9 protein-coding genes are annotated in these 10,932 nt (G+C 69.9%); 6 read left to right on the top strand and 3 right to left on the bottom strand.

The features are described from left to right. Positions 1 to 394 precede the first annotated feature (394 nt). From WDW90_RS31765 to ettA, 4 genes are all read left to right on the top strand, one after another. Positions 395 to 721 carry a hypothetical protein gene (locus tag WDW90_RS31765; protein ID WP_336491576.1) on the top strand — a complete coding sequence of 109 codons (327 nt, stop codon included), beginning with the start codon at positions 395 to 397 and terminating at the stop codon, positions 719 to 721. Then, positions 717 to 1,607 carry a DNA/RNA non-specific endonuclease gene (locus WDW90_RS31760; protein WP_336491577.1) on the top strand — a complete coding sequence of 297 codons (891 nt, stop codon included), beginning with the start codon at positions 717 to 719 and terminating at the stop codon, positions 1,605 to 1,607. Before WDW90_RS31765 ends, WDW90_RS31760 begins: the two co-directional genes overlap by 5 nt. A gap of 13 nt (positions 1,608 to 1,620) precedes the next feature. Continuing rightward, positions 1,621 to 1,893: a hypothetical protein gene (locus WDW90_RS31755; protein ID WP_336491574.1), complete on the top strand. Its 273-nt coding sequence runs from the start codon at positions 1,621 to 1,623 to the stop codon at positions 1,891 to 1,893. A 278-nt stretch (positions 1,894 to 2,171) separates the two neighbouring features. After that, positions 2,172 to 3,824, top strand: coding sequence for an energy-dependent translational throttle protein EttA (gene ettA, locus WDW90_RS31750; RefSeq protein ID WP_336491573.1), 1,653 nt, complete (start codon positions 2,172 to 2,174; stop codon positions 3,822 to 3,824). 28 nt (positions 3,825 to 3,852) lie between these two features. Here ettA and WDW90_RS31745 read toward each other — a convergent pair whose 3' ends face one another. From WDW90_RS31745 to WDW90_RS31735, 3 genes are read right to left on the bottom strand one after another with little or no spacing between them, the layout of a single operon-like run. Beyond that, positions 3,853 to 4,710, bottom strand: a complete 858-nt coding sequence (locus tag WDW90_RS31745) for a formyltransferase family protein (RefSeq protein ID WP_336491571.1) — start codon at positions 4,708 to 4,710, stop codon at positions 3,853 to 3,855. After that, positions 4,710 to 5,477: an SDR family NAD(P)-dependent oxidoreductase gene (locus WDW90_RS31740; protein ID WP_336491570.1), complete on the bottom strand. Its 768-nt coding sequence runs from the start codon at positions 5,475 to 5,477 to the stop codon at positions 4,710 to 4,712. Before WDW90_RS31740 ends, WDW90_RS31745 begins: the two co-directional genes overlap by 1 nt. Before the next feature lie 32 nt (positions 5,478 to 5,509). Beyond that, complete coding sequence (locus WDW90_RS31735) at positions 5,510 to 6,817, bottom strand: capsule polysaccharide biogenesis protein (protein WP_336491568.1); 1,308 nt, start codon at positions 6,815 to 6,817, stop codon at positions 5,510 to 5,512. Positions 6,818 to 7,097: 280 nt separating this feature from the next. On the opposite strand from WDW90_RS31735, the gene WDW90_RS31730 reads away from it, so the two are divergent. Then, entirely contained in the window at positions 7,098 to 9,047 is a 1,950-nt protein-coding gene (locus tag WDW90_RS31730) for a capsular polysaccharide export protein, LipB/KpsS family (protein ID WP_336491566.1), read from the top strand. Positions 9,048 to 9,076: 29 nt separating this feature from the next. Then, positions 9,077 to 10,618 (top strand): LTA synthase family protein, encoded by a 1,542-nt coding sequence (locus WDW90_RS31725; protein WP_336491564.1) that lies wholly within the window; start codon positions 9,077 to 9,079, stop codon positions 10,616 to 10,618. Positions 10,619 to 10,932: the final 314 nt, after the last annotated feature.

Genomic DNA, 10,932 nt, shown 5'->3' with positions numbered 1-10,932 from the left:
CATCTCCGCACGAACCGCGTCCGCAACACCCTGCAAATCGCCCTCAGGAAGACGACGAAGCAAAGACGGAAACTCCAGACCGTCCAATCGTGATGTGTCTTGACGTGCCAATGATCTACACCCGCTCGTTTGGTCTCTGATATCGGGACCGGAGCATCCCTTGTCACGCCCGGTCCCGGGATCGACGCGCCGGAGCGGCCGATGAGATTTGCGGACCTATATACCGATCTCGCCCAGCTTTGCCACGCTGCCGTCACAATCCGACAGGCCGCGTCCCGAACTTTTCGGGTCTCTGTCCCTCGGTTTCAGCAATGGGAGGCGCCGGTGGACAGGGATACGACGGCGCCAGAGTCGCTGCCGGATGAAATGCTCACAGGAACGCCAATTATGGTTCATGGCGGCGATGATCAACGTTAAGCGCGTCAATTTTTTGGATTTCTTGCCGCTGATGCGACGTGAGGCTCTGATGTTCCGCCGTCATCTCCTCTGCTGCTTGGCGGTCTGCGCGACGATGCTGGGAAGCGGCGCCGCGGCGGAGCCACTGCTGCGCTTGCCGGACTTCACGATGGCGTGCAGGCCCGGCCCGGGCTGTCGCGCCCAGGCCTCGCCCGGCGCGCCGGACCGGGACGTCCGGCCCTTCGAAGGGTCCCTCGGCCGACCCTGCGGCTGGCGCTGGCGACCGACTCCCTCCGGAACGCGCAAGGTCCGGGTCTGCTATTGAGATGCGTCCTGCCCGGAATGCCCTCGTAGTCCTGCTTCTGCTCGCCGGCGGCGCCCGCGCCGACGAGACTTGCCCGAATCTCTTCAGTGACGGCACGCTGCCGACCCTGACGAACCCGAAACTGTCGGCCGGGGCGACGTTTCTCTGTTTCGACGCCTTCGCGATTCTCTATTCGGGTGTCTCGCGAACGCCCCTCTACGCGGCCGAGCACTTGACGCGCGTGAGCGTTGCGGCGGCACGCCGCGTCGAGCGGGCGGATTCCTTTCACGACGAGGATCGCATCCCGCCGGACGCGCGGGCGCGCGTCGAGGATTACGTCCACAGCGGGTACGACAGGGGGCACATGGCCCCGGCCGGCGACATGCCGACGCCGCAGGCCCAGTCGCAGTCCTTCAGCCTCGCCAACATCGTGCCCCAGAACCGAGCCTTCAACCGAGGCCTCTGGGCTGCGATCGAGGAGAGCGTCAGGCGCCTCGGATCGGAGCGCGGCGAGATCTACGTGATCACGGGCCCGGTCTTCGAGGGCGGCACCGCACAAGCGATCAAGGGCCGGGTCCTAGTGCCGACCCAGATCTTCAAGGCGATCTACGATCCGGGGAGGGCGGAAGCCGCCGCCTATCTGGCGCCGAACCGAGGAGAGGGGGACTGGCGCGCGGTCTCGCTGAAGGAGTTGAAGGACATCTCGGGCCTCGACGTCTTCCCCGGCCTGTCGGACCGCACCAAGGGCACGCCGATGAGCCTACCCGAGCCGCGCGACTATTCCAGGGGAGATTCGCCCGATCCACGCCCGCGCCACCGCGACGAGGATGGCTGGGGCTGGGCGCGATCGGAGTTCCTGCGCATCCTGCGCCGCGCCCTGCGCGACGCCCTCCGCTCGATCCTCTGAAACGAGGCCCATCATGGCGCGCCGAAAACCCGACCTCATATTCGCTCCCTACGCGGACGAGACGGCCGTGCAGACAATCGGGGCGCTGTCGTTCGAGAACGGAACGAGCCGGATCGCGATCCACGGCTCCCTCGACCTGACCCGAGATCGAGCCGGGCTCGCACAGGCCCGGACGCTGAAGGCCACGGTCGACGCGGTCGTACGGGCGCTTGCCGCCGCGGATCTGCCGGAGGCCGTGGCCGAGGAGATCGAGGCGCCCCGGACCGTGAAGAATCCGTTCGCCTGACCGCGCGGCGGGCGGAGAATCGTCCAGCGTCCTTGCCCGTCCACCGCCACCCTGTTACTCGGGCGCGATCATCACATGGGAATGCGGCATTCGGAATGCGGCCCAGCGCGCTGCTCCGCTCGGAGCGCCGGGGGCCGAACCAACCGCAGGACCGAATCCGCAGGGTTCGAGACAGGCACGCGAGAAGCGGGCCGGACTCGGCCCCTCGACCCGACATGAATACCGGCCGGGCGGCGCAGATCCGCGCCCCGGCCCGCGAGAACACGAGGACACCGGCGATGGCCCGCGAATTCATCTACCACATGCGAGGTCTCACGAAGACCTACCAGGGCGGCAAGAAGGTCCTGGAGAACGTCAATCTTTCCTTCTACCCCGACGCCAAGATCGGCGTGCTCGGCATCAACGGCGCCGGCAAGTCCACGCTTCTCAAGATCATGGCCGGCATCGACAAGGACTGGACCGGCGAGGGCTTCGTCGCGCAGGGTGCGCGTGTCGGCTACCTGTCGCAGGAGCCGCAGCTCGATCCGAGCAAGTCGGTGCGCGAGAACGTGATGGAGGGCGTGGCCGAGAAGCAGGCTCTGCTCGACCGCTACAACGAGGTCGCCATGAACTACTCGGACGAGACGGCGGACGAGATGACCCGCCTGCAGGACCAGATCGAGGCCCAGAATCTCTGGGAGCTCGATTCGAAGGTCGACCAGGCGATGGAGGCACTCGGCTGCCCGAGCGACGAGCAGCCGGTGGCGACCCTCTCGGGCGGCGAGCGCCGCCGCGTCGCGCTCTGCCGCCTGCTCCTGTGGGAGCCCGAACTCCTCCTCCTCGACGAGCCCACCAACCACCTCGATGCCGAAACGGTGAACTGGCTCGAAGGGCACCTGCGGCAATATCCGGGCGCGATCCTGATCGTGACCCACGACCGCTACTTCCTCGACAACGTCACGGGCTGGATCCTGGAGCTCGACCGCGGCCGGGGGATCCCCTACGAGGGCAACTACTCGTCCTGGCTGGTTCAGAAGCAGAAGCGCCTGGAGCAAGAGGGCCGTGAGGACATGGCCCGCCAGCGCGCCATCTCGCGCGAGCAGGAGTGGATCGCGGCCTCCCCGAAGGCCCGCCAGTCGAAGTCGAAGGCCCGCATCACCCGCTACGAGGAGCTCGTCGCGAAACAGGCCGACAAGATCGATCCGACCGCGCAGATCGTCATCCCGATCTCCGAGCGGCTCGGCAACAACGTCATCGACTTCGAGCACCTGAGCAAGGGATACGGCGACCGCCTGCTGATCGACGACCTGTCCTTCAAGCTGCCGCCGGGCGGCATCGTCGGAGTGATCGGCGCCAACGGCGCCGGCAAGACGACCCTGTTCAAGATGATCACCGGCGTCGAGACCCCGGATGCCGGCAAGATCGAGCTCGGCGAGAGCGTCAAGCTCGGCTACGTCGACCAGTCGCGCGACGCGCTCGACCCGAACGCCACGGTTTGGCAGGAGATCTCGGGCGGCAACGACATCATCTACTTCAACAAGCGCGAGATCAATTCGCGAGCCTATTGTGCGGCCTTCGCCTTCAAGGGCGGCGACCAGCAGAAGAAGGTCGGCACGCTCTCGGGCGGCGAGCGCAACCGCGTCCATCTCGCCCGGACCCTGAAGAGCGGCGGCAACGTGCTGCTGCTCGACGAGCCGACCAACGACCTCGACATGGAGACCCTGCGCGCGCTGGAGGATGCGCTGGAGGATTACGCCGGCTGCGCCGTGATCATCAGCCACGACCGCTGGTTCCTGAACCGCATCGCCACTCACATCCTCGCCTTCGAGGGCGACAGCCACGTCGAGTGGTTCGAGGGCAATTTCTCGGATTACGAGGCCGACAAGATGCGCCGCCTCGGAGCCGATTCGATCATCCCGAAGAAGCTGAAGTACAAGAAGTTCGCGCGCTGATCGCCAGCCCGTCCGTTGCGGGCCATGATCAGCCCCGCGCGTTCAGGGAGGCCGCGTCGGCGAGATCGCGGGCATCCGTCAGCCTGAGGCAGCGTCGCCGCAGATCACGCAGCATGGCGCGATCGGGGAAGGGGCAGTAGGGCAGGGTCGGCATGGGCCGGCCCTCCGGGACGCGCCCGTCCCGCGAGACCAGCTCCAGGATGCCGTCGAGGAGCACCCGCCCGCGCTCGTGAAGCAGGACCGAGGCCCGGGTGGCGGTGACGTCGGGAGGCAGTGCCACGGCCTCCTGCGCCAGGATCGCGCCCGCATCGATGACGACGGCGAGGTGGTGGATCGTGATGCCGAAGGCGTCCGGCCCCTCGGCGAGGGCGTGGATCGTCGGGACGGGGCCGCGATGGCGGGGCAGGAGCCCCGGATGCACGTTGATGCCGCCGAGCGGCACGGCGGCGAGCGTGGCCGCGGTCAGGATCTGATCGAAGTGGAAGGTCACGATGAGGTCCGCGCCATGTCGGCGCAGGGCATCGGCGACCTCGGGACCGTTGACGTCATTGACGACCCGGCTCGGGATGCCGAGGTCGCGGCAGAGGATGGCGAGCGGCTTCGCCTCGGGTGCTTCGAAGCTGCCCGACAGGCGCCGCGTCAACGGCGCCAGCGGACGCATCAGGTCCGGCAGGCCGAAATTGACGCCGAGATAGGGCAGGAAGCTCGGCCCCGACCGGGCGAGGTGCCGGCGGATCTGGCCGACGAAGCCGCCGGTTCCCGGCCGCTCCGCGTTCGAGAGACCGACGAAGGCAATGTCGGTCGCGTGGTCCTGGACGAAGCGCCGCGCCGCGCGTGCATTCGGCAGAGCCTCGAGCGCGAAGAGCGCGATGCGGGGTGTCGCCATCAGCGCCGCTTGCGGATCTGGAAGCGGAACCCGTGCATGCCGAGGCGGCGCAGGCGCTCCGGAAGCAGTGCGGCGCCGCGCGCCGCCGCGGCGAGACGGCGCGGGAAGGCCACCACGTCGAGGTCGCGCTCGAGGCCCCGCGCGATCCGCTCGGCGGCCTGCTCGGCGCTCATCTCGAGGGGGCGCCAGCCCTTGTAGTCGCCGCCCATCGGCGTCTTCACGTAGCCGGGCGTGACCACGTTCACCTTCACGCCACGGGACTTCACCTTGTCGCGCAGCGCCAGGCCGTGGGCCAGGAGCGCCGCCTTGGCACCGCTGTAGGCCGGGGCGTCGGGCAGCGGCGCGAAGGCCGCGAGCGAGGAGATCAGGGCGATCTGGCCCCGGCCGCGGGCGAGCATCGCGGTGAGGGCCGGCAAGGCGACATTGAGCGCCCCGTTCAGGTTGATGTCGACGGTCTCGAAGGCTGTCTCCTCGGTCTCGACGCCGCCCGCCGGATGGCCGCCGTTGATCGCCGCGTTGACGATGACGAGATCGAGGGGATGGCGCGCATCGGCCGCCTGCAGGAAGGCCCTGACCCGGTCGCGGTCGCGCACATCGAGACGCTCGATCTCGACCTCAGCCCCTTTCGCCCGGCAGGCCTGGGCGACCGCTTCGAGCCGGGCGGGATCGCGCGCGTTCAGCACGAGCGTGGTGCCGGAGGCGGCATAGTGGTGGGCGAGCGCCGCGCCGATGCCGCTTGAGGCACCGGTGATCAGGATGACGGGCATGGCGGGGTGCTACCCCGGGAGCCGCGCGCCGATCAATAGACGGGTGCGAAGCGACCGTCGCCCTCGGCGCCCTCGCTGAGGGCACGGGCGGCCGCGATCATCGCGTCCGGCAGGGCGGCCTCGATCCGCGGTACGGTGCCGGCCACGGCCCGCTCGATCGCGGCCTGCGAGAAGAAGCCGCCGTTCACCTGCGTCCGATGCAGGACGACGCGGCGGAAATCGGCCATCAGGGCCATATCGGGCGGGCTCGGCTCGGTCCAGAAGCTGTCCACGTCTCCCTGATGAGTGAGGCCCGGCATGTTGTAGATCGCCGTGCCGGTGGCGAGCGTCGGGCGTCCCATCTCGAGGGAGAGCATGCCGACCGTGCTGTTGACGATGACGACGCCGCGGCTCCCGGCGATGAGGCTCGGCAGATCGCCCCCGTCGATGAAGTCGAGACGGTCGCTGACGCCGTGGCGGCGGGCGGAGGCGCGGGCGAACTTGCGCCAGTTGATCAGCCCGCTGTCGAGGGGGTGCAGCTTCACGAGGAGGCGCGTCGGCGCGGCGGAGGCGCTGGCGAAGGACTTGATGACCCGGTCCATGAACCCCTCGACGCCGAGGAAGGGCGAGTGGACGCGGATCTGATAGTCGCTGTCGAGCTGAAGCGGCAGCAGGAAGTAGTCGGCACCGACGGCCGTGTAGATCTCGTTGCAGCGGACCGCCTCGCGGCGGGTGCGGCCGCGGCGGCTGAACTTCTTGATCCAGCCCGCATACTCGGCGGCGATGTGGGTCGGGCGATGGCTGCGGAAGTTCGGGTAGAAGTAGGGAAAGCCGATATTGGCGATGTTGTAGGATACGTCCCAGAAGCTGCGGCGCGCCATGTCGCCGGTCGAGGGCATGGCCCGGCCCGGCTGGGGCAGGCGTCGGGCCAGGGCCCGCACCTCGGCGGCCGTCTTCGGCAGGGAGGAATGCCCGTTCACGCCGCCGAGCTCGCAGGTAATCCAGTTCGGCCGGATGTAACCTTCCTCGAACACGTGGACGCGCAGGCCCCGGGTCTTGGCGATCTCGCGTGCGGTGACGTGGAAGGGTCGACAATCGCCGAACAGCACGATGTCGGTGACGTCGTGGCGGAGGATGTAGGCGTCGAGATAGGCGTCCCAGCCTTCGCGGGTGCCGCGGTAATTGTCGGACGGGAGGCGCCAGAACAGCCAATCGCCCGAGCAGAAATTGATCCTCCGGACCCGGTGACCGCGCGCCTTCAGGGCGCGTCCGAGGTCGGAGAAGAACGGCGAGGCGATGCCCTGCAGGAACAGGAAGGTTGCCGGACGATCGGGGTGGGTATCGGGGCGAGGCTGCAGCATTCTGAGGCGCTTCGGTCCTTCACCGGGTTGAGAACCCGACCAACGATCCGGATGAACGGGTCGCATACGCAGCACGAGCCAGCAATGCGGCGGCGGGAGAGGCGGGTGTGATTTCCCCGGCCCGTGCCTTTCCGGCAACGTCCGCATGAGCAAACTCGGCCAATCTTGGCTAGGTACGAATCACGGCGAGGGTGTGTCCGCGGCATCGGCGCGCAGGAACTGTTCGCAACGGAGCGGCGAGTTGGGTTAAAGCAGGGCCTTCGCGGCAACCGAACGAGCCATGCGCCCCAGCCCACCTCCGTCGCTGTTCGCGACCGGCCGGACGATCCTGCACCTTCGAGCCGAGATCGAGGGCGCCACCGGTTGCGCGCTGGGCCTTCCCCGGAGCCGCGACACGGTCGGGGCTGTGTGGGGTTCGCACTCCGCGGCCGCGCGAGCGCTGGAGGCGGCGCACCGCCCAACCCTGATCGTCGAGCCGGGGCCGCTTCGGAGCCCCTACGACAGGCCGTCGACGGGTCTCGCATCCCTCCGGATCCGCTTTCGCGGGGCGCCGCTCGATGCCCCGCATCCCGCTTCCGGCCTCGCCCGCCTGATGCGCGAGGCGCAGCTCTACGGCCACAACCGCTTCGCGCCGGACGGGAGCGCGGTTCTCGATGCAGTTTTCGGCGGCGCGCCGCCGCCCGCGCTGATTCTTGTGGACGGCCCAGTGGCCACGAGCCGCCGGCGCCTGCGAACCTTCGTGGAACGCGTGCTCGCGGCCTCGCCGCCTGAGCGTTTCGTCGCTGCGGGCCCGGACGGTTGCCGGGGTCTCAGCGGCGCCGTTTCCCCGCGGCTCACCGTCGTCAACGAGGCGGTCAATCCCTGGCTGATGTTCGAGCGTGCGGCGCGGATCTACGTGGACTCGCCCGAGAGCGGCGCGGCCGCCCGGCTCGCCGGATACGAGACGGTCTGCCTCGGAGGGACGCCGGACGACGGGTCACGGCCCGAGGCACTCGCCGCGAATTTCGGGGCCGGCATCCACTGCTTCGACCCCTGGACGCGCCGGCCCATCGATCCCGAAGACTGCGCTGAGCGGGTCGTCTGGCTGCGCGACCGTTTCGCCGCCAACGACCGCCGCGTCGTCTATGTCGGCATCTCGCGCTGGAAGCGCCCGGCCCTCGACGTCTTCGCTGAAGGCCCGCAGGGGCCGGCGATCCACACGATGCGGGCCGAGGATGCCGTGGCGGCGGGGATGCTGCATCAGGCCCGGGTGCTCGCCTGGGCGACGCGCGCGCCCGAGCAGCTCGAAGCGCGCTGCGCCGAGGTCGGTCTTCCGCTGGCGCGGATCGAGGACGGTTTCCTGCGCTCGGTCGGTCTCGGGGCGAGCCTTCAGCCCGGCGCCTCGATCGTGGTCGACGACCAAGGCATCTATTACGACCCGCGCCGGGAGAGCCGCCTCGCGATCATCCTGGCGACGACCGCGTTTTCCCCGTCCCTCGTCGCTCGCGCGGCGGCTTTGCGCGAGGCGATCGTGGCGCGGCGCCTCAGCAAGTACAATGTTGGGCTCTCGCCGACCGAGGGCGACTGGCCGAGCGACCGACGGATCGTTCTGGTGCCGGGACAGGTCGAGGACGACGCCTCGGTTCAGTACGGCTCGCCCCTCGTCCGCTCCAACCTCGACTTGCTGCGGACGGCCCGCGCGCGCAACCCGGACGCGTTCCTGCTGTTCAAGCCGCACCCGGACGTCGAGGCCGGCTTCCGGCCAGGCGCCATCCCGGAGCAGGAGGCGCTCGCTCTCGCCGACCGGATCGTCGGCGGGCTCAGCATCGTGGACCTCCTCGACCGCGCGCATCACGTCGAGACGATGACCTCGCTCGCCGGCTTCGAGGCGCTGATCCGCGGCCTCACGGTCGCCGTTCATGGGCGGCCCTTCTATTCCGGATGGGGGCTGACGGAGGACCTCGCGCCGAGCGCCGATCGAGGCCGGCGCCTCGGCCTCGACGAGCTCGTGGCAGGCGCGCTCATCCTCTATCCGCGCTATCTCGATCCGGTGGCGATGAAGCCGTGCTCGCCGGAGCAGCTGCTCGATCGTCTCAGCGCGGCACGCGATGCCGCCCCGCGGACGCCGCTTTCGATCGGCAGAACCGCACAGATGATCATGCGCGCCCGCTACGCCCTCCTGAATCCGCTCGTGCGCCACCTGCGGGAGCGCCGCGGCGTGACGCGCGGCCCGGACGGAAACCCGCGGTAGCGGTCGGCACAAACCATGTACGTCCCGCCATGCATGTCCTGTCCGCGCTGATCGCCGCGCTCGCGCTCCCGCTCGCCGTCGAGGCGTATGAGGGCGGCAGCCGGCGGCCGGTCTCCCGGAAGCCCGGCGACCTGGCGATCCGCTTCGGGACCTACGCCCTCGTCACCCTATTCTGGTTCGCCTTCTCGTGGCGGCCCTGGCTCGCGGCGAGTTCCTGCATCCTCACGGCCGCCGGGCTCAGCATCGTCAGCCGGCTGAAGCGGGGCGTGATCGGCGAGCCGCTGGTGTTCAGCGACTTCGCCCTGCTGCCGCAGGTGCCGCGCCATCCGGACCTCTACTACACCCGCCCGGTCAGCGACCCCCGCATCGGCGGGCCGCTGCTCGCCGCCTTGGCCGGCATCGGCCTCTGGTACTGGCTCGAGCCGAGCCTGCTGCCGCGCGCGCCCCTGGCGGCCCTCGGCGCGCTCCTCGCCCTGCCGCTCGCGCTCCTCGGCCTGGCCTGGGCCTTCGAGAGGCCGCCGCTGAGCCGCTGGCTCGCCCGGCTTTTCCCGACGCCCGACCTCGAGGCGGACGTCTCCCGCTTCGGCCAGATGGCCACGATCCTCGCCTATGCGCTGCGCTGGCGGGCGACCCGGGCGGCCAAGGCGACACTTCCCGAGGCGACACTTCCCGAGGCGCCGCTTCCCGAGGCGATGCCTCCCGCGGCAGCATTCGCCGCGCACGCGCGCGACGCGGTCGTGGTCGTCGTCCAGCTCGAATCCTTCGTCGACCCGATGCGCCTCGGCGGGCCGGCCCTGCCGGCCATGGACCTGTTCCGGACGCGCGCCGCCCAGTACGGGCGCCTTCGGGTCCCGGCGCACGGCGCCTACACGATGCGGACCGAGCACGCGGTGCTCACCGGGCGGGATGCCGCGAGCCTCGGCTTCGGCGTCTTCGACCCCTACCTCGCCGCCGGCGGCGACGAGCCGACAAGCCTCGCGCGCCTGGCGCGGGACGCGGGCTATGAGACGGCCTTCATCCACCCGTTCCACCGCGACTTCTTCCAGCGCGCCGCCGTCATGCGCGCCCTCGGCTTCGAGCGGCTGGTGATGGAGGAGGATTTTGCCGATGCGCCGCGCGTCGGCCCCTATGTCGGCGACGTGGCGCTGGGCGAACGCGTCCTCGCCGAGGTGCGCGACCGGCGCGGCCCGCTCTTCATCACCTGCGTGACGATGGAGAACCACGGGCCCTGGAAGCCGGGCCGGCTGCCGGGGATCGACGACCCGCTGGCGCAGTATCGCCACCACGTCGTGCATACGGGCCGGATGGTGGAGGATCTCGTCGCGGGCCTGTCCGGCCTGCGCGCGACCCTCTGCGTGTTCGGCGACCACGCGCCTGCCCTGCCGACCTGCCGCCCCGGCTTCGGCGACACGGCGACCGACTACGCGATCTTCCGGTTCGGAGACGATGAGCGCGCCGCGCCGGCCCGGGTCGACCTGACCGCCGACGCCCTCGGCCGTCTCCTGCGCGACACAGTGGCGGGCGTTTCGGAGACCCGGGCGCGCGCAAGCGTGGCCGTGCCACGGTCGTGACGCAATGCCGGTCGATGGCTTCGCCCCCGCGAAGCCGGCGGGGCCGGACCCGACCCCGGCCGGACCCGGCCGAGCCTTCGTTAAATCGATCTCAGTGTTTTGGCGCGCATGGATGCCGTGCCGCCCCGGGATCGCGCCGCACGGGCCGATCCGGATGGAGTGTTGCAATGGTGCGTAACGCGGCGCTCTCGGCGCTGATGGCCGGCCTGGTCGGCGGCTGCTCGGTATTGCCGGCTTCGGGTCCGACGGCGAGCGCGGTGGCGTCGGGGGCCGAGGTGTCGACGAGCGCGGGCGTGTTTGCCCGCTACGAGCTT

The organism is Methylobacterium nigriterrae (assembly GCF_037106235.1).
GTDB classification, from domain to species: Bacteria; Pseudomonadota; Alphaproteobacteria; order Rhizobiales; family Beijerinckiaceae; genus Methylobacterium; species Methylobacterium nigriterrae.
This window is presented reverse-complemented; position numbering and strand designations above follow the sequence as displayed.

Bases quoted from the DNA above. Each gene is read 5' to 3' on its own strand.
- WDW90_RS31740 (WP_336491570.1), bottom strand. From the start codon at position 5,477: ATGCCCGTCATCCTGATCACCGGTGCCTCAAGCGGCATCGGCGCGGCG.
- WDW90_RS31730 (WP_336491566.1), top strand. From the start codon at position 7,098: ATGCGCCCCAGCCCACCTCCGTCGCTGTTCGCGACCGGCCGGACGATC.
- WDW90_RS31725 (WP_336491564.1), top strand. From the start codon at position 9,077: ATGCATGTCCTGTCCGCGCTGATCGCCGCGCTCGCGCTCCCGCTCGCC.
- WDW90_RS31735 (WP_336491568.1), bottom strand. From the start codon at position 6,817: ATGCTGCAGCCTCGCCCCGATACCCACCCCGATCGTCCGGCAACCTTC.
- ettA (WP_336491573.1), top strand. From the start codon at position 2,172: ATGGCCCGCGAATTCATCTACCACATGCGAGGTCTCACGAAGACCTAC.
- WDW90_RS31765 (WP_336491576.1), top strand. From the start codon at position 395: ATGGCGGCGATGATCAACGTTAAGCGCGTCAATTTTTTGGATTTCTTG.
- WDW90_RS31755 (WP_336491574.1), top strand. From the start codon at position 1,621: ATGGCGCGCCGAAAACCCGACCTCATATTCGCTCCCTACGCGGACGAG.
- WDW90_RS31745 (WP_336491571.1), bottom strand. From the start codon at position 4,710: ATGGCGACACCCCGCATCGCGCTCTTCGCGCTCGAGGCTCTGCCGAAT.